Origin of the sequence: Hyphococcus sp. (genome assembly GCF_965267305.1) — a bacterium.
Taxonomy (GTDB): Bacteria; Pseudomonadota; Alphaproteobacteria; order Caulobacterales; family Parvularculaceae; genus Hyphococcus.
On sequence record NZ_OZ253945.1, the window covers coordinates 1,238,305 to 1,257,922 of the forward strand.

General features: G+C 56.8%; 14 protein-coding genes and 1 pseudogene. 1 reads left to right on the forward strand and 14 read right to left on the reverse strand.

Annotated elements, in window-relative coordinates; genetic code table 11:
* The first annotated feature begins 189 nt into the window (after positions 1-189).
* Positions 190-540, forward strand: a complete 351-nt coding sequence (locus ACQY5P_RS05920; protein ID WP_104831450.1) for a PaaI family thioesterase — start codon at positions 190-192, stop codon at positions 538-540.
* On the opposite strand, the gene eda is transcribed toward ACQY5P_RS05920, so the two are convergent.
* The 14 genes and pseudogenes from eda to ACQY5P_RS05990 form a co-directional block, all read right to left on the reverse strand.
* Entirely contained in the window at positions 508-1,158 is a 651-nt protein-coding gene (gene eda, locus ACQY5P_RS05925) for a bifunctional 4-hydroxy-2-oxoglutarate aldolase/2-dehydro-3-deoxy-phosphogluconate aldolase (protein ID WP_104831451.1), read from the reverse strand. The two genes, ACQY5P_RS05920 and eda, sit on opposite strands and share 33 nt — an antisense overlap.
* Positions 1,155-2,114 carry a glucokinase gene (gene glk, locus ACQY5P_RS05930; RefSeq protein WP_165793800.1) on the reverse strand — a complete coding sequence of 320 codons (960 nt, stop codon included), beginning with the start codon at positions 2,112-2,114 and terminating at the stop codon, positions 1,155-1,157. Before glk ends, eda begins: the two co-directional genes overlap by 4 nt.
* A pseudogene (gene edd / locus ACQY5P_RS05935) lies at positions 2,107-3,845 on the reverse strand (phosphogluconate dehydratase). Before edd ends, glk begins: the two are co-directional and overlap by 8 nt.
* A 97-nt stretch (positions 3,846-3,942) precedes the next feature.
* Positions 3,943-4,641 carry a 6-phosphogluconolactonase gene (pgl, locus tag ACQY5P_RS05940; protein WP_104831453.1) on the reverse strand — a complete coding sequence of 233 codons (699 nt, stop codon included), beginning with the start codon at positions 4,639-4,641 and terminating at the stop codon, positions 3,943-3,945.
* On the reverse strand, positions 4,631-6,130 hold the full coding sequence (zwf, locus tag ACQY5P_RS05945; protein ID WP_207764898.1) for a glucose-6-phosphate dehydrogenase: 1,500 nt from the start codon (positions 6,128-6,130) through the stop codon (positions 4,631-4,633). The genes pgl and zwf overlap by 11 nt, the downstream gene beginning before the upstream one ends.
* Positions 6,127-7,053, reverse strand: a complete 927-nt coding sequence (locus ACQY5P_RS05950) for a formylglycine-generating enzyme family protein (RefSeq protein WP_207764899.1) — start codon at positions 7,051-7,053, stop codon at positions 6,127-6,129. The genes zwf and ACQY5P_RS05950 overlap by 4 nt, the downstream gene beginning before the upstream one ends.
* Before the next feature lie 141 nt (positions 7,054-7,194).
* Positions 7,195-8,757 (reverse strand): sodium/sugar symporter, encoded by a 1,563-nt coding sequence (locus ACQY5P_RS05955; protein WP_104831455.1) that lies wholly within the window; start codon positions 8,755-8,757, stop codon positions 7,195-7,197.
* A 120-nt stretch (positions 8,758-8,877) separates the two neighbouring features.
* Positions 8,878-10,587 (reverse strand): carboxylesterase/lipase family protein, encoded by a 1,710-nt coding sequence (locus ACQY5P_RS05960; protein ID WP_428409883.1) that lies wholly within the window; start codon positions 10,585-10,587, stop codon positions 8,878-8,880.
* 42 nt (positions 10,588-10,629) lie between these two features.
* The gene (locus ACQY5P_RS05965; RefSeq protein WP_104831457.1) at positions 10,630-12,048 is read right to left on the reverse strand and encodes a sulfatase family protein; all 1,419 of its coding nucleotides are present in this window, start codon (positions 12,046-12,048) and stop codon (positions 10,630-10,632) included.
* 2 nt (positions 12,049-12,050) lie between these two features.
* On the reverse strand, positions 12,051-13,523 hold the full coding sequence (locus tag ACQY5P_RS05970; RefSeq protein WP_104831458.1) for a sulfatase-like hydrolase/transferase: 1,473 nt from the start codon (positions 13,521-13,523) through the stop codon (positions 12,051-12,053).
* Positions 13,524-13,640: 117 nt separating this feature from the next.
* Positions 13,641-14,402 (reverse strand): sialate O-acetylesterase, encoded by a 762-nt coding sequence (locus ACQY5P_RS05975; protein ID WP_165793802.1) that lies wholly within the window; start codon positions 14,400-14,402, stop codon positions 13,641-13,643.
* Positions 14,403-14,681: 279 nt separating this feature from the next.
* Positions 14,682-17,717, reverse strand: a complete 3,036-nt coding sequence (locus tag ACQY5P_RS05980) for a TonB-dependent receptor (protein WP_207764900.1) — start codon at positions 17,715-17,717, stop codon at positions 14,682-14,684.
* Between the two features lie 207 nt (positions 17,718-17,924).
* Entirely contained in the window at positions 17,925-19,001 is a 1,077-nt protein-coding gene (locus ACQY5P_RS05985; RefSeq protein ID WP_104831461.1) for a FecR family protein, read from the reverse strand.
* 2 nt (positions 19,002-19,003) lie between these two features.
* Positions 19,004-19,564 (reverse strand): RNA polymerase sigma factor, encoded by a 561-nt coding sequence (locus ACQY5P_RS05990; RefSeq protein ID WP_165793803.1) that lies wholly within the window; start codon positions 19,562-19,564, stop codon positions 19,004-19,006.
* Positions 19,565-19,618: the final 54 nt, after the last annotated feature.

Consider the following 19,618-nt stretch of genomic DNA (forward strand, 5'->3'; position numbering starts at 1 on the left):
AGAGATTACAGAATTCGGCTCACTACGTCAGATTTGATCTAATGTCTTCCTTTTCTATACGCTCGTAGCAATCTCCGAATACGCGCTCATAGCCATTCTTTGCCTGCTGCCGCTAGCGAGTGCGGCTGGCGCTTTCATGATCGCGAGCGGTGGGCCGGACTTTGCACGGCTCGGGAAAAGGCAACCGGCATGACGCAATTTGCGAACTTGCCGCTTCGCCAGTGGTTCCGGTTTGATGTCGAGGAAACCGAAAACGGCGCCCTTTATTCAACTTCACCGGATGACGCTCACTTCGGCAATCCGCTGATCAAAGCGCTCCGTGGCGGGGTTGTGTCAACTTTTCTGGAACTTGCCGCGCTGCATGAATTGCGGCGCGCCCTTGGTTTCGATCCAGCTGGCGAGGCGATCAACATTAATGTGGAATATCTGAAATCCGTCAGGCTTTCGCCACTCTTCGCCAGAGCGCACATTGCAAAAGCCGGGCTGCGGCGGCTTCAAGGGAAAGCCTCATTGAGGTCGACCGGAAAATCTGGATGCTGACTGTAAGTCCACAGCGGTTCTGGCATTGTCTTCAATCACCACCCAGGCGCTCTCTGCAATCAGTTGTTTCGTCGCAACCCACGAACCGCCGACGCAAGCGACGTTGGGAAGCGCGAGATAGTCCAGCGCACGGGCGGCGCTGACGCCGCCTGTCGGGCAAAACCTGACGTCAGGCAATGGTCCCGCGAGGGCCTTGAGATAGGAAACCCCGCCCGCCAGCTCAGCCGGAAAAAATTTCTGCGCTTTAAATCCCGCCTCAAATGCGGCGATTGATTCAGATGCGGTCGCAACACCGGGCATCGACGGCGCGCCGGATGCCGCCAGCTCACCAAGAAGGGTCTCGCTTGCGCCAGGGCTGACCAGGAACGCCGCGCCGGCGTCTATCGCTGCAACGACATCGCTAGGTTTACAGATCGTCCCGACGCCAACGATCAACTCGGGCGCCGCGGATCGCATTGCGGCGACCACCTCTAGGGCACAGGGCGTTCGCAGGGTCACCTCAACGACCTGCATGCCGCCTCGGGCAAGCGCTTTGGCCAGCGGCGTCGCCTTTTCAAGGGAGGAAACTTCGAGAACCGGGATGATCTTCGCAACGTCGAGAATGTCGTCGATATTCAATTGTCTGTCTCCATAGACGCCGCCGCGCCGAATAGCGCCGCGTTTTCTGTGATGATCAATTGCACAGGAACGGCGCCGACGTAATCGGACATCCGCCCCTTGTCCTTGAAACACCGGAGAAAATCGCTGTTAAGAAAAACTTCCTTCATTTTTGGTAGGATGCCGCCGCCCAGAACAACGCCGCCGCGCGCGCCCGTCGCCAGTACGGCGTCGCCCGCGACCCGGCCTAAAATGGCGCAGAACATCTCTACCGCTTTCACAGCGATCATATGTCCACCCGTGGTCGCGGCGCTGGTGATTTCGTGCGCCTGCATGAAATCGCAACCAGCTCCCTCGATTGCGCAAAGAGCGCGATGGATCCGGACAAGTCCGCCACCAGACAATAGCCGCTCGACCGACACGCGCGGATGGTCCCGGCTGATCAGGTTCCTGATTTCGATTTCGTCTTGCGTATACGGCGCAAAAGCAACGTGACCGCCTTCAGTGGCGATGACCTTGCGACCCCAGCTTGTTGGCGCAATCAGCGCCTGGCCGAGACCTGTGCCGGGGCCGATGACAAGCTGCGGCGCATCTGTCATAGGTGAACCGTCCTTGACCTTGAGAACGCTGTCGCCGGGAAGATGCGCGAAGCCTGCCGCCAGAGCGAAAAAATCGTTGACGATGCGCAACTGCTCGATACCCAAAGGCCGCGCGATCTCGGGCCCGCACAACGTCCAGTGCGAATTGGTGAAATCAACTTTACCATCGACGACCGGGCCAGCGGCTGCAAAGCACGCGCGCTTCGGTTTTGCTGCAACGGTGTCGAGATAGGCGGTGGCCGCATCAAGTACGTTTTCGAAGTCCATAGCGCGATAAACCATCGCATCGCGAACCGCGTACTTCTCGCCGATCTCAACCGCAATGGCGAAACGGGCATTCGTTCCCCCGATATCGGCAACCAAAAAGGGGTCAGCCACGATCCGCATCCAGATTAACAGTCATCGCGCCTGTCTCCGCGGGACCAACCAACGCCCGAAATCCGGCGAAGAGTTCACGGCCGGTTCCCCAGTGGTCCGGATCGAGCTTGTGCGCCAACATCTGGCGGCCATTAAGATCGGCATCGGTTGTGAGGACGCCGGCCTGCGCATCGAGGCGAATCATGTCGCCGTCGCGAAGTTTTCCGATCGCGCCGCCGTCGACGGCCTCTGGGGTTACATGGATCGCGGCGGCCACCTTTCCGCTGGCCCCTGACATGCGGCCGTCCGTGATCAGAGCCACTTTAAATCCTTTCTCCTGAAGGACAGCGAGAGGCGGCGTCAGGCGGTGAAGCTCCGGCATGCCGTTCGCCTTGGGACCTTGAAATGGAACAACGGCGACGAAATTGCGGTTCAGCTCGCCCGCCCGAAATCGATCGATCAATTCCTGCTGGCTACGAAACACGATCGCCGGCGCGGCAAGGGTTCGCTTTTTCGGCTCAACCGCCGAGACTTTGATTACGGCCCGGCCGAGGTTGCCCTTGAGTATGCGAAGCCCGCCAGTTTTCGAAATGGATTTTGCGCCGGCCGCAATGTCTCGCCGTCGCCGGACCGGGCGGGCGGGGAGCGCCAGCCGAATGCGCCGTTCTCAAGATGCGGCTCGGCGGCGAAGCGGCGAAGCCCCTTCCCCATGACGGTCGTCACGTCCTCATGCATAAGCCCGGCGTCGAGCAGTTCGCGAATGACGAACCCCAACCCTCCTGCGGCGTGAAAGCGATTCACGTCCGCCATGCCGTTCGGGTAAATGCGCGCCAGCAACGGCGTTACATCGGAAAGCGCGGAAAAATCATCCCAGTCAATGACAATGCCGCACGCCCGCGCCATGGCCACAAGATGAATCGTGTGGTTGGTCGACCCCCCAGTGGCGTGGAGGCCGACCATCGCGTTGACGATCGCGCGTTCATCGACGACGTGGCAGAATGGAATATACGTGTTGCCGAGCGCAGTCACGGACGCCGCCTGCAGCGCGGTTTTTCTGACAATGGCTTCGCGCAGAGGCGTTCCAGGATTGACGAAGGCGGATCCAGGGACGTGCAGCCCCATCGCCTCCATCATCATCTGGTTGGAGTTGGCGGTGCCATAAAACGTGCAAGTGCCAGGCGAATGATAACTCTCGCTTTCAGCCCTCAAGAGCGCATCGCGGCCGACCTTTCCTTCGGCGTGCAGTTGTCGCACGCGTGCCTTCTCGTTGTTCTCCAGGCCGGACGTCATCGGCCCGGCCGGTAGGAACAAAATGGGAAGATGACCGAAACGCGCGCCTCCAATAAACATGCCCGGCACTATCTTGTCGCAGACGCCCAACATGAGCGCGCCGTCAAACACATTGTGCGAAAGCGAGACCGCTGTAGCCATGGCGATTACGTCGCGGGAAAACAGCGACAAGTCCATGCCGGGCTGTCCCTGCGTAACGCCGTCGCACATGGCTGGCACGCCGCCGGCGATCTGCCCCGTGGCGCCGATTTCGCCAAGCGCCGCCTTAATGACGTCGGGATATGCGCCGAGCGGCTGATGCGCGGACAGCATGTCGTTATGGGCCGTGACGATGCCTATATTTGGGCAGACGCCCTCGGCGAGGCGTTTCTTGGCGACGGCATCGCACGCCGCCGCCGCATGCGCCAGGTTTCCGCATGATAAATGAGATCTGTGGGGTCCTTTCGAGGCGGCGACGCGCATCAGTTTCAAATAGGCGTTGCGCGTCTTTTCGCTGCGTTCGCAGATGCGATCGGTAACGCGCGTTACAACGTGATTCAGCTTCACCACAGCTTTTTCCTCATGGCGCCCAGCAGACTAAAAGGTCGGGCCGCGCCCGCAAAATGGCTCGGACCGGCATGTCCTCAACCGGACCGTCCGCCATCGCCGCCTCGAAAGCAGCGCGTTTTTCCCCGCCTGCTATAGTCAAGATCACGAGCGGCGCTTTGGCGATCGCGGAAAGCGACATCGTGATGCGCTCGACTTCGTCGCCGGTCGCTTCGCTTCGGCGCGCCGTCACGGCGCATACGGGTTTATCGCTCCGGAGCGCATTCGCAAGGCCCTGTGCCTGGGGAAACCATGAGGCCGTATGCCCGTCCTCGCCCATGCCGAGCACCACTACATTGAATGCAGGTCGATCCCCGGCTGCACAGATCCTGCCAGCGGCCTTTTCAGCCGACACGCCGTCTTGATAGAGCCCACTGATCCGCGCACAGGTCGCGGCAGCGAACGCATTGCGCACAAAGGTCTCGTTGGAACGGGGATGATCCGGCGGGACCCAGCGCTCATCGATTAACGCAACCGCAATGCGCCCCCAGGGTAGGTCCCGCTCGGCCAGCGCCTCGTAAAGCGGTTTCGGCGTCGTCCCCCCGGAAACGGCGATCGCCGCGCTACCGTTAAGGCGCGCCCCACGGTCAAGCTCCGTTGCGATCAGGGCACTGATCCGCATTGCAAGCGCTTCGCGTGATGTGAATGCGGTCATCGCCGGCTCAAGCGCCATTGAACCACTCCCGTCCTTCGCGATCGAGCATCATGGCGGCCTGCGCCGGCCCTTCCGTGCCCGCAGCGTAATTGTAGACAGGCGTGTCATCCTGTGCCCATGCGTCGCGGATTCCATCGACCCAACGCCACGCGGCCTCAACCTCGTCGCGGCGCATGAACAGACCGAGATCACCGCGCACCACAGCCATCAGGAGCCGCTCATAGGCGTCAGGATAGCGAGCCTCAAACTGTTCCGCGTAAGAAAGATTCAGAGGCACATAGCGAAGCCGCATACCGCCGGGGCCGGGATCTTTTGTCACGAGGAGCAATTTGACGCCTTCATCCGGCTGGAGCCTGATCACCATTCGCGTCGGTGGCAGAGGCTCGTCATCAACCAGGGCGTGCGCAATATCCTTAAACTGAATAATGATCTCGGAATAACGAGACGCCATCCGCTTTCCCGTGCGCAAATAGAACGGGACGCCTTTCCAGCGCCAGTTATCGACATTAGCCCTAATCGCGACAAACGTTTCGGTATCGGACGGGCCCCCAAGCTCTTCACAGTAACCGGCAGCCACTTCGCCGTCGATAGCGCCCTTACCGTACTGGCCTCTGACCGTAGACGAACGCACATTCACGCGCGAAATCGGGCGCAGGGCGCGCAATACCTTTATCTTTTCATCGCGTAGCGTATCGGAATCAAGATCAAGCGGCGGCTCCATCGCCACAAGACACAGCAATTGCAGCAGGTGGTTCTGCACCATGTCGCGTAGCGCGCCAGCGGCGTCATAATAGCTGGCCCGTCCGCCGGCTCCAATTGTTTCCGCGACGGTAATTTCCACGTGGTCGATAGCGTTGGCATTCCACACCGGTTCAAATAACGAGTTCATGAACCGCAAAACGATCAGATTCTGGACGGTCTCCTTTCCGAGATAATGGTCGATCCGGTAAATTTCGTCTTCGTTGAATACGGCGCCGACCGCGGCGTTAATATCGCGGGCGCTTTGCAAACCCGCGCCGATTGGCTTTTCCAGAACGATACGCGCGCCGGCCTGGTTCAGGCCAGCGGCGGCGATATTGGCGCTGACCGCGCCGTAAAGCGCCGGCGGCAGCGCAAGATAAAAAATGCGTTGTTTGTCGCCGGCGCCCTTCAGCGCGTTGCGTACGTATGACCAATCGGCTTCGGCATGCGCCGCATCAAGTCCGCAATAGCGGAGGTTGTTCGTAAAGGCGCCCCACTCCGCCTCGTCAACTCTCTCGCTTGGATGAAATTCCCGAAAGCTCCCAAGCGCCAGCTTGCTAAAGCCAACGCAATCCATTTCGGCGCGCGATACGCCGACAATCCTCGAAGTCTTCGATATCTGTCCGTCGCGCCACCGATGAAACAATGATGGAATCAGTTTTCGAAGCGCAAGATCGCCCGTAGCCCCGAACACTATTATATCAAATTCAGGTACTGGAACTAATGCCGACCTTGCTGAGAAATGACCACCCATCGTCCCGTTCACAGCCGCTTCACCGTACGAAATCCCACATGCGAGGTCGCTAGATAAGCGTCCTGCGGCTGGCGCGATTGCGGACGGTAACGGAAACAGAAATTCTTTGCGCAAAGATAAGAGCCGCCCTTTATGACATTGACGGGTATCCCAGGTTGCTCCGGTGCGTATCCTTGAGGAAATTCATCCCGTAACCCATCCGCTGCGTGGCGTGGATAATAGGGACTGGCAGTCAACTCCCAGACATTGCCGACCATATCGTAAAGGCCGTGCTTGTTCGCCTTGAAACAGCCCACGGGCGCGAGTCCCGTAAAACCATCCTCGCCGCTGTTGATAAACGGAAACATACCCTGCCAGTAATTGGCCGAAGGCGCGGCGGGGTTGGCGCCAGCGTCGCGAGCGGCGGCGTATTCCCATTCCGCCTCCGTTGGCAGCCGACGTCCTTTCCAGTTCGCATAAGCGATCGCGTCCTCGATCGCGATGTGAACGACCGGGTACTGGTCTTTGCCTTCGATCGTGCTGCCTGGCCCGTACGGATGGCGCCAGTCTGCGCCCGGCGTAAAGCGCCACCAAGCGGAAGGCGTCATAGCTTCCCGCGCCTCCGGCGGCGAGAAAACCAGCGAACCGGGTTGACGGAGTTCCTCAGGCAATTCAGCCGCAACGGTCGTATCGAGACCGCGTTCAGCACGGGTGACATAGCCGGTTGCATCGACAAATTCACTGAACGCCTGATTGGTCACTTCGGTGCGGTCGATTTCGAAGGCCTCAATGCTGACTTCCCGCACGAGGCCTTCTTCACGGTAAAGCCCTCCTTCCCCAAGCCGCACCGTTCCGGCCGGTATGGCGACGGAACCATCCGCGCCCTCTCTCGGCGCCAAACAGTGGGCATCGGCATCAGGCACCGTAACGACGGCCCTGTCGCAGGCAACAGCCATCAGGCTCGCAAGGGAGATGCAAAATATTTTTAGGGCTCTGATGCTCGGAGACAATTGATCTGTTTCCAAATCAATTTTGACTGTAGCTCGAGTGGAGCAATTTATTAAACCTCCAGCCGACATAAGCATATTCACATTCACTCACCAGTAGAATGCATAAAGGAAAATCAGAGTGGAGGCGACGACAACGGAGCCGAGATTGAATACCGGGCCCGTTCTAAAGGAAATGTCGCCGAGCCGCACCGCTTTCTCCTCACAGTCTGGCTTCTGCATATATGACAGCGCGACACCGACCGCGAGACAGGAGAGAAAAACCAGGCCGACGCGATCAATAAATGGCATTTCGGGAAGCTGGATCTTGAAGGCAAGCGACAGGGCGAACGATCCTATGACAGCCGCGATCACGCCAAACTCCGTCGCCCGCTTCCAAAACATGCCGAGCACGAAGATGGCGACAATACCGGGTGTGAAGAAACCGGTGTATTCCTGAATAACCTGAAAGACCTGATCAGCGCCGTCGAGCAGCGGCCGCGCCGCGAGGACAGCGATGGCAAGCGCCGAAAAGCTGGTGATGCGGCCGACGCGCACCAGCTCGCGCTCGGATCTGTCTTTACCTAGCAATGGCCGGTAGAGGTCCATCGTAAAGATCGTCGAAATCGAATTCATCATCGAGCCAAGCGAAGACACAATCGCAGCGATCAACGCAGCGAAGATCAACCCGCGAATCCCCGCTGGCACGAGCTTCATCATCTCCGGATATGCTTGGTCCGGCTTTGCCAGATCTGGCGCCAAGGACACGGCGGCGATTCCTGGCACGACAATAATAAAAGGCGTCACTACTTTCAGGAAAGCGGCGAACATAACCCCCTTTTGCGCTTCCGCTACGCTCTTCGCCGCCAGCGCACGCTGGATGATATATTGATTGAAGCCCCAATACGAAAAATGCATGATCCACATCCCGCCCAGGATAACGCCGAGACCGGGCAAATTAGCGTATTGCGGATTATCTTTTGAAAGGATCATGTCGAAGCGTTCAGGAAACTCAGCCACAAGCTCCTGATATCCGCCCCACACGGAACCGTCGCCTACTTGCGTCAGCGTCACATGCGTGATCAGGGCGCCGCCGAGAACGAGCAGCACAACCTGAATGATATCGGTAAGCGCCACCGCTTTCAGTCCTCCATAAAGAGAATACGCTGCGGCGAACATCGCAAGCAGCACCATGCCGAGCATCATTTCGGCACCAGCAAGCGCGTTGATCGCCGTCGCCCCAAGCCACAAAATGGTCGTCAAATTGACGAAAGTATATATGCCGATCCAGAAGACCGACATCACATATTTGACGCCGCTGCCGAAGCGCTGCTCCAGAAACTGCGGCATCGTATAAATGCCGCGCTGTAAAAAGATCGGCAAAAAGTACTTGCCGACAACGATCAGCGTGATGGCGGCGAGCCACTCATAAGAGGCAATCGCCAGACCGATGGCGTAACCCGAACCGGACATGCCGATGATCTGTTCCGCCGAAATATTGGCGGCAATGAGCGACGCCCCGATCGCCCACCACGGCAGCGCCTTGCCCGCAAGGAAATAATCCGCAGTATCCTTCTTGTGACCGGCCGCTTCGCGGCTGACCAGCGTTGCAATTGCGATAAGCGCCAGAGCGTAACCAGCAATAATAACAATATCCAGAAACTCAAGCGCCATAATATGTATCCACAAAAGCCGAACTATCGTTGTTCACAGCAGCCGATTTATTCGCATCACGATCACTGAGGCGGACAATTCCTTTTCTGCACCCCAATACGTCTTCCTTAGTCGCATCTGTCATTGATTGTCGCTACTGTTTCGGCTGACGCTCCGAGCGGCCTCGACCACATCTAGCCTTTGCGCCCACGGATCAGCGCCAGCACTCGCCTCTCCTTCCTGGGTGAACTTCAGCAGGATTTCGCGCGGGTGGAACGTCGGCCAGTTATTCAGGGCAGCGCCATTGGGATCGCCTGTTTTCGCAAAATTCAACAAATATCCATTGGCCAACCGCTGCACCGACAAGTCCTGCGTCGTTGTTTCATCGCCGTAGCGGATGCCGACCGTTCCGAAGAAGTAGGGAATTTCAGACGCGTGTCGAGCGCCATCCCACTTATCGCGAACAGCGTCGGCTACATAATGAAACCTGTATAGATAAACAGCGGCGCCGAAATCGGAATGGCGCCGAGCGACATGCCGGGCCGGCTCGTGCATCACACGATCAGCGCCTACCATATCCACGAGATTTTTCAGGCCCATTTCTCCAGCCGGATCATAAACCGCTCTCGCTTCTTTCGCATACTGACCAAATGTAGCGAACAATAGAGGCTTAGTCGGAGCGGCCGCAAACCCCATATCCGCGCTCGTCGTGCCGATCATCAGCGGTCCGCTAAAGGCGTTTTCGCCACCGATCAGGTCTTCGATCTCTCCGGTGATGATTCCGTCGTCCACGAAAGGCCCGCCGGGAAATTGCGGCGAAAGCGGATCTTGCACAAACAACGTCCGCAGATTCAGATCGCCGAGAACCTTTTCCGCTGTCAATGCGCGCAGTGCTTCCAGCACGGCCTTTCCTTCACTGTTAATTCCCGCCGCGCGCGCGAAATTGACGCCGATTTCCTCCGCCGACGCCACGCCAATCCGACTTTCGCGTATATGGCGACCGCCGAAGCCGCGAATGGTCCTGCCGCCGCCCGACATGACGACAGCGCGTTGGAACAAGCCGCGGGCGGCGGGAGAAACCATCAGATTCAAAACCGAAACGCCGCCCGCAGATTCTCCGATAACTGTCACATTGTCCGGGTCGCCGCCGAATGCAGAGATATTACCTTTCACCCAGTTCAGGGCGGCGATCTGATCCATGAAGCCGTAATTTCCGGAGGGTCCTTTGCCCTCCGCGCTCAGGGCGGGGTGGGCGAAAAATCCGAAACGTCCGAGACGGTAATTAAAGGTCACAAAGATGACATCGCCGCGCGCCATGGCGGCGCCGTCGTAAATATCCTGCGAGGAGCCGCCATTAACGAACCCACCGCCGTGAATCCACACAATGACAGGAAGGTTGGCGCCGACGTCCGTGTCAGCCGGGCGCCAGACATTGAGATATAAGCAGTCTTCGGACGGCTCCGTATTGATAGGAGTGCCGACAATACTTTCGAAAGGGATCTGCATGCAGTCGGAGCGGAAAGCGCGAGCCTCATACGACTGCGACTGCGGCAAATCGGACGGCGGCTGTGGCGGGCGCCATCGCAAATCGCCGACCGGGGGCGCGGCGTAGGGAATCCCCTTGAAGGACTGTGCGCCGTCCTCGACGCTCCCTTCAAGACGGACGGATCCTAGCTCCACGACAGGTGTATTCTTCCCGGCGGCTTCAACATGAGAACATGCCGAAAGAAACGCCGCGGCAACCAGGAATACCGCTCTCAACGCTGGGTCAGCCATGATTCTAATTCGCCTTGTGCTCCTGACGGCAGTCGAGAGTTTCCGCCTGCCGCATTTCAATCCCGTCCCGCGCACTCGCGGCCAGGGCTATTGTCGACGCTCACCCGCAAACGCGCGTCAGCGATCCAAGGCCAACAGCCATGGATCATTGGTATCAACCATGAACTTGTGAAGATCGTTCTTCATCCTGTTCAGAATCTCACGATGACCAGGGTCATCGGCGAGATTGTTCAACTCGTCCGGATCCTCAACAAGGTCATAGAGTTCGAACTCCGGTCGATCAAAAAATTCTTTTTTGGAACGGTTCGCGTAATGATCATCACCACTGTCAAGAAACGCTCTCCATGTTGAAGACTGCTCAAGATCGAGCGCCATCGGGAAATCGAGAGTCGGCTCAAGATTATGTATAAGCTTGTAGCGACCTGTGTGAATCATCCGAACCGGATAATACATGTGAATTTCGTGGAAAGAATGCGATCCGAAAATCGCAGCCCGGTTCATTTTCCCCGATTTCTGAATGTGTTTCTTCAGTGATACGCCGCGCAGCGTTTCACCCTCAGCCGACGCATTTGCATAATCAAGAATTGTAGGCGTGATATCCATCCATGACACGAGAGCATCGCTGACATCGCCGCCGGCTCGTCGGCTCTTCGGGTCGCGAATGATCAATGGCAAATTGATGCCCGGCTCATAGAGGGTCGTCTTGGCGCCAGGGAAAGCGACTCCATTATCGGACAGATAAATGATAATCGTGTTTTCGAGCTTCCCATGTTTCTCCAGGACCGCGCGCAGGGCGCCGACTCCCTGATCGAGCCGCGATACGGATGAATAGTATTGAGCCAGTTCTTCGCGTACCGCCGAAATGTCCGGTAGAAATGCCGGGACTTTCACGTCTTCCGGCCTATATTCGACGTGAGTGATTCCAGGGTAGCCTTCATTGCGATTACCGAAACTGTTCGGCGCGGGATAAGTGTCGAAGGGAAACGCGCGGTGCGGATCATCTGTGGCGAAGTAGAGGAAGAAAGTGCCGTCCGCAGCGATAAAATCTTCCGATAACTCAACCATTTCGACCGGGCTGCGCGCGACGGAGGCCATGTCGTTGGCGGCGCCGTCCGAAAGCGGGCTGTCGAATTTGTAAACCGCGTCCGGCGCAAGATGCACTTTGCCGACCCGCCCGGTTCGATAGCCGCTATCGGCCAGCATGACTGGCAATGATTTTATATCGTCGAACGAACTGAAATGATGTTCCCAGTGCTGCAATCCGTACATGCCGTTTTCGTGATTCTGCTTGCCCGTCAGCAGAACAGATCGGCTCGGACTGCAGCTAGAAACCGTCGCATGAGCATTCGTGAACCGGACGCCTTCAGCGGCGAGCCGATCCAAGTTTGGCGTTTGAACTACATCATTTCCGTATGCGCCGATCGCGTCGAGCCCGTGGTCGTCGGCGACGATCAGGACAATGTTCGGCCGTTCCGCGGCGTAAGCGGATGAGATTGCGAATAGAACAATTGTAAAAAATGTGATTGCGGCTCTCATTTCTACTCCTGTGGCCAGTTCTGAACGCGCTGGGGCCATCCCTTGCGGCTCGGAAGTTTTTTCCAGATCGGCGCTTCGTCGAGGTCCTTGATCAGGATTTTCTGCAGTTCGAGCGCCAGCATCCGCGTCGTCTCGGGCTGAGACTTCGCCAGATCTTTCGTCTGGCCCGGATCTTTGCGGATATCGTAAAGTTTGAAGGTGTCGAACTCCGACGGCATCCGTCGAATGTCTTCCTGATCTTCAGCGGCGATAAAGTGCGTTCGCGCAGTCGAGTCGTCGAAGGACGCGACAAGAACGTAGTCACCGGAACGCAGCGCCGCTTGAGGTTTGTTCCTATAGAAGAACCACGCCATCGGCCGAGGGCGATTTGGCGCCGCCTCACGAAGAAATGGCAGGATGCTGACGCCGTCGCGCGACAACCGTGCGGCGTCCTCAACCGAAAGCATCGCACTTAGTGTGGGCAACAAATCGACCGCGCCGGCGGGAAAGGTGTAGAGGCCATTTGGCACCCCCGGTCCCGCCATAACGAACGGCACCCGAATTCCGCCTTCGTAGACCAGGTTTTTCTCGCCAAGCAACCCGCCGGTTTCCCCCGGCTTGATAGGCCCGTTGTCGGACTGAAAGACGATCACAGTGTTTTCAAGAAGGGATCGTTCGTCGAGCGCGGCGATGACCCGTCCAATAGCCGAGTCGAGATTTTCTATGTTGGCCAGATATTCCGCTTCGACAGGACCGTATCCTTGCTCGGCATATTTTTCGATCAAGTCTTCGGGCGAAGCGATCGGCGAATGGGGCTCGTGAAAAGCAAGATAATAGAAGAACGGCCGATCGGCGTCGCGCTTGTCCAACTGCGCAATAACGTCCGATGCGACAATCTGAGCTGAATAGCCTTCGATCTTGCCGAGCGGTTCGCCGTTGCGAAAAAAATTCGTCGGATTGAGATGGCTTGGAAATGCGTTGTTCGGCGTCCCGAATGTATAGTCGAATCCGTGATCGGCAGGCTGCGGATGCGGATGTGACGCCGTTTTCGGATAAGCCCCGAGATGCCATTTTCCGAAATGCGCGGTTTGGTAACCGGCGGATTTCAACATTTCAGGCATTGTCAGGAATGACTCTTTGAGCCACACCTGCTCTTCGGCAAGATCCCGACCTGGCCGGCGCGCGCGGATATAGGTGAATATTCCTGTCGACATCGGGAACCGGCCAGTAAGAAGTCCAGCGCGCGAAGGCGAACACACTGGCGCAGCCGCGTAATAGTCAGTAAACATCGCGCCGCGATCGGCAAGCTTCTGAATGTTGGGCGATTGCGCTTTTCCGCCATAAGTCGCGAGATCACCATAGCCAAGATCATCCGCAAGAAAAATGACTACATTAGGCTTTTTGCCTGGAGCGGCGGCGTAAGCGGACGTGAAGCAACCGATTAGCGTTACAAGGGCCGCCAGAACGGCAGGCTGTGAAATCTTGAATTTACTCATTTCCGCACCGTTTCAACCTATCCACTTCCACTCGCCAATACCGCCAAACAGTCTCGTCTCTCAGCCTTGCCGCATTCGGTGCAGCGCTCTGGCGGATCGCCGCGTCATCCCAATGAACTAACATACGTCGGTTCTGTCGCAGAACGCTGCCGCCAGACGCCACCCCAAGATCCGATGCGACTCCGAGTCGAGATGAAGCCCGTCATCACCGGTTTTTAAATTCGAGCTATCGACGACGCTCAAGGCGCTACCGCTGATCTCAGCCTGCATTTTCTGAACGTCGCTCCAGAATGGATATCGATCGTTAAGCGACGCGCCGAGCTCTGGGAGGGGCACAACGAACACCGGAAGCGCAGAGTTGTCGAGGTCAGCGCGAAAAGCGCCGATTACGGTTCGAAAAAGCTTCCCCCAGCTGCGCGCGCGTATATCATCTCTCGCATCGCGCTCGCCTTGGTAGAAAAGCAGCGCACGAACTTCTCCAAATTGGCGCGCTGCCTCAACATTCCCTAGACACCGTTCATAAAGACCTTCCGTCGTCGCGCCCGAAGGTTCGGAAACCCATTCGACAATGCTTGATCCGCTAACTGCGCACGGTACAAGAACTATGTCCTGCTTGACGCCCATTGAACGCAAGGCGAGGGCGAAGCTGACGCCAACTCCCTGCGTGTAATTTCCGGCCTTTCTTGGCCAGGGGTCGTCGAGGCCAGAGCGCGATACGAAATCAGCGATCGGCCGGCGCTCCAGACCCCACACGTAGCTTATGCCTGTCGAACGCAATACATCGTCGCGAAACACGTCGTCCAATTTCCCGCGCGAAACCATGTTGGACTGCCCGGCCAGCACAAAAATCATGGGCTGGTCGGCGGTAAGCGCGATCACCTCGCTAGAACGCCCCCCGCCAACACACGCAGCCACAAGCGCAAACAGGCACGCCAAACACACTTTGCGGCCCAATAAAGTCAATTCTCTGCGTCTATCCATCATCAGTCTTTCTGCGGTTCCCGCCCCACCTGCGAAGATAACTCCCTCGGAGCCACGGGTCGGTTTTCAGCTTTGGCGAGACCGCATCTCATTCTTCATCGCCGCAGCGGGCGCCCGCAAGGATTGGAAACTTTCGGACTGCCGACGCACCGATCCGGCGATGGATTGAAATTGCTGCTAGTAGCTACCACGCACGCCGAGAAAGAGACGTCTCCCGGTATATTCGTTGAGCAACACGCGCTCACGAATATCTGCAAAACGGATCGTATTTTCGTTGAGCAGATTGCTCGCTTCGGCCGTCAGTTCGAAGTGATCATTGATCTTGAACCCGAGGCCCGCATCAAGCTGTCCATAGGCGTCAATGTGACTGGCTATACCTTCGGCGCCGGAGCGGAATTCTAGGAATGTGTCGCGCCAGTTCCAGGCGACGCGAGCGCGGAAACGCTCATCTTCGTAGAAGCCCACGATGTTATAGGAATGAGGCGTGAAACCCTCAAGTCCGTTGTCGGGAAGCGTGGCGAGCGGCAATTCGGCGATTTCATCATTCGCAGCGGCGTCCTCACTGGACACGAAAGTGTAGTTTGCCTGCACACCTAAATTTCTGGCAAAGCCAGGGAGGAAATCAAAGTTCACCAAAGCGGCGATCTCGAAGCCCTGAATCGTGCCTCCCTGCCGGTTTCGCGGCGCTTGGTCGCGGATGATAATGTCGCCAAATGTCGGGTGATCGTACCCCGAATCCACAAGAACTGTCTGTTCGGAAATGAACGTCTCGATTTCCTTGTAGAACAGAGAAATTGAGAACGCGTTCCCGTTCTCCGCATAATGCTCAAGCGCGCCGTCAAGCTGGAACGCCTCATAAGGGTCAAGGTCAGGGTTGTTCGCGATCCGCTGGAAGCTTTCGATGCTCCGTGACGGGAAGGTCTGGCCAGGAATGATCTTTCCAAGCGTCGGCCGAGAGATCACTTTCGCAGCAGCGAAACGGAAATAGGTTCCCCGCGAGAGCTCAAGAGAAAAGTTGAAGCTCGGCAGGAAATTCGAATATTCATTGTCCGCTGTCACAATCTCGCTTGGCGATGTGGTGACTAGCAGACCCGACGTCGATCCGTCTGGAGATTCCGGCGCTAAATTCAGCAACGCGGAAAACGGTCCTTCGGACGTCGTTTCAGTGCGTTCATATCGAATTCCGAAGTTCGCCGTGAAAGGCATCGAGCCAAATTCGCCGGCCAGGTCCATGCGCGCATAGCCGCCAAACACCGTCTCATCAACGCCGGTCCTGAAATCTTGCCGTTCTTGCAGCGAGCACACATTTTGGTTGAGCGTAGCTTCACGGACGTAATCGCAATAGGCGTCAACATCGATCAGGAGAAAATCCGTCAGAATGGAGGCGTTCTCGCTGCTAAGCAAATCAGGAACGGACACCGGCGTGAAAATAGCCGCGGGCGCCTGGAAAACGCGGCCCGAAGCATTGGGCCTTCCATACACGGAAAAAGGCGCGCCGGGCATTATCCAGGCGGGAATGTTGCCGCCGAGCGGGCCGTCTTCACCGTTCGGGCCGACGCCGTTATTAAAAGGCAGCGTCGACTTGCTGCGATCCCTGTAGAAACCGCCGATACTGAAAGACTTGAAGAGGCCGTGATCCACCTCGAAGGTTCCGTCCAGCCTGGTTTCAAACAGCTCGTCTTCGAGTTCGTCGGCGAGATGTCTCGCAACATGGATGCGCGCCAGGCTTGGATCTGAGAGATCCAAGCTGTTCGACCAGGACGGCACGTCGCCATTCGTCCAGGTTATGACATTCTGCTGGAAGGCGGGATCTGCAGCGCCGCCAGGCAAGGGATTATTCAGTGGGTTGTTATTCAAAATGCCTGGCGAAATCAGGATGGACTGATTTGTAGCTGAGGCGCGGGACCAGGATGCGTCGGCATTAAACGTCACGCGCTCGGTGGGCTCGAACGTTCCATGCCAGCCGATCGCATAAGTATTGCTCGCCGCGTTGTTTTCTTCATAGCGAATATCCAAGGGCCCGAAGAACTTGGTAAATGAAACGGCCGTGCCGTTCTCGTTCACAACCAGATTCGCCGGATCGAATGTCGGAAACTGGAGAGGCGCGATAACTCCCTGCAACGTGCCGTCACGCTGGAAATCGACAAAAAGCCCGTCGACCACCATTTCCACTTTGTCCGACGGGCGCCATTGCATGGTGCCATGAACAGCAATCCGGCGACGGTCGTCCTCGGAAAAACTCTGGCCTGAACGAGCCGGAACACGGAATTGGCGGACCTCGGTCCCCGGACCGCCGACGGGCCCATCGAAAAGAAACCAGCCGTTTCCTTGGCCGAAAGCTTCTCCGTTACGCGATTCTTCCGTCCGGACGACCCTATCCTCATAAGCCGCGCCGAGCAGTACGCCGAATGAGTCATCCGCGAATGTCTGCCCGATGACAGCCGATAGGCGCGGTCCCCATTTCTCGCCAAGATCTTGATAACGCGCCTGACCTGATCCGACCAGTGTAAAACCCGACCCGTCAAGTGGCCGCGCCGTGCGAAGATTGACATTCGCACCGATTGATCCGCCCCACATATCGGCCGTCGGGCTCTTCACAACATCCGCGCCAACAATCAGTTCCGATGGTAGAATCTGGAAATCAAAGCTCCGTTCCTCCGTCACAGTTGCGAGGGTGCGGTCATTCATCCGCACAAGATTAAACTCTGGACCAAAACCGCGAACCGTGATCTGCGCACCCTCCCCGGCAACGCGATTGATTGTGACGCCTGTGATTCGCTGCAGCGACTCGGCTACGTTTTGATCAGGAAATTTGCCGAGATCCTCTGCAGCGATTCCATCTATGAAGCTGTCTGCCGACCTCTTTCTCTGATTTGCCGTTTGCAGGCTGCCCCTGATTCCTGTAACAACAATAACATCGTCAGTATCAGCGCTGGTCAGCTCATCCTGAGCCGCAGCCGTCGTCGCTATTGCGCTCGCGCCCACCAACAATCCAAGCCTCGCTAATCGTCTGCTCATCTTTCTACCCTCCCGGCTGCCGGCAGGGGCAATCACAATGAAGCCCCCGTCCGTTTGAGCGCCACGCAGAGCAGTATCGTCGAGCATAATTGAGAGAGCGTCATTGACGGAGAACTGACCGTTAACCTGGTTGGTCAGCACTTCGCGAACAACATTCAAATCAAACACGATGGAAACGCCAGTCGATTCGGCCAATCGCTTTAGCGTATGCTCCGCCGGCCCGCGCTCAATATTTATTTGATGCGAGTTGGCACCGCTCGCAAATGCCGAACAGTGCGCCAGAATAATTAGCGCGGCGCATAAGCCCCGTAAGATTCGAAAAATGTCGCCTCCCTATGTCGCCGTTTTAGCCTGGTGACTAACCAGAAGTCAGTTTGGCGAGAAAAATCCTCTACTCATAATCTAAGGTTTTTCGATTTCGGTTTCTTTTTGTGTAATCTGGATAACGCCCTGAGGATTTTCAGTCGCTACCAAACCCAAACTTTCAACAATGATGTCAACTGCTTGGTCGGCATTGGAAAGCTGGAAGATTCCCGCAACCCGCGTTTGCGCCACGTCTTCACTCTCGATTTCGAACGTCAGTCCCGTGTGCCGCGATAACTCTGATAAAACGAAATCAAGTCTTTCTCCGTCAAAATCCAAGAGATTGTCGCGCCATGCTGAACGCCGTTCCAATACAGAGAATTCCACTTTATCGATAAGCGTTCCTTTTTCCGGCGCAGTGGTCAATTCCTGCCCAGCAACAATATACGCCTCATACTGAAGCGTCCCCGCATTTTCTTCCCGCCGCCCGTGTACTGAAGGATTCGACGGTGCTTGCACTTTTTGCGAAAAATGGACAGACCCCTCGAGTACGGAAACATTGAGCTCCTCACCTTCGTAACGAACGCTAAAAACGGTGCCGACCGCCTGCACAACATGCTCCCCCGCGACCACTATGAATGGTCGGTCCCTATCCTTTGCGACATCAAAAATAGCCTCGCCGCTTGCGAGGCGCACCTCACGTTTACCGGGGTCAATTTCCACTTCGACCCGGCTTGAAGAATTCACCGTTATGGCGGAGCCGTCCGGCAAAGCGGCACTCTCCGTTTCGCCGTATCCCGTCGCAATCTTAATGGTCGATACCTCCCGCACAACTGAAAAGCGCACTAAGGCGATCGCTGTGAAAACGATCGCAGAAGCGACCAATATAGCCGCTGACCAACGTCGCATGCGCCGATACCGAGACTGCCGCAAACTTAGCCGATGCTCACGCACCGCATTCACAAAAAACGGCTGAAGAATTGATGCGGCGTCTGAATCAACCCAAACGCGAGCGCACTGCAGAAGAGCCGCCCTGTGCGCCGGACTTCTGATGACCCACTCCTTCAAAGCCTTCTCGTCTTCCGCCGAAATTGGCCCGGATTCGAGCTGCGCAATCCACGATGCCGCTTCGGAAAGAATTTGATCGTTGCTTTCAAATGCTTGGTTTGCAGTCATGTCTAGGACCGCTTTCCAGGTCTTAATAGCCGCACCGTGGAAGAACCCGCTTTCGCCGACTGCTGAGCCGTCTTCACCTGAACCAATCTTTTAAGGCCCGCGGCAACGTGTTTCTCTACGGTACTGGGCGATATGTCGAGTTTCGACGCAATCTCCTTCATCGAATACCCGTAAACCTTTTTCATTACAAAGACCTTTTGGCATTGTTCCGGCAGCGAATTCACCGCTTCGGCGAAATCCCGCCAAGCAGCCCGCGCCTCGATTGCCTCCTCCAAAGGCAATTCAGTACTGAAGTCCTCCGAAGCGCCTAAATCCTCTATATAATGAATGATTGACTGTGATTTTTTTGTAACTTCGCTTCGCAAGACATTCCTGGCCACCCCATAAAGAAACGCTCTGGGTTGTTCAATTTCCTGACGCTCCGCTGCACAGAGCGCTCGAAGAATAACTTCCTGTGTCAAGTCCTCGGCGTCCGCCCGCGAGCTCATGCGTCGCAGGAAGTAAGCACGCAGTTCTTTCTCATACCTGATGACCGATCGGACAAATGCTTTTCCTTTCGACATATTATTGATTCGCAAAAAGTAATGAGTATTCGCAGTCAAACTTCGCCTGACTGG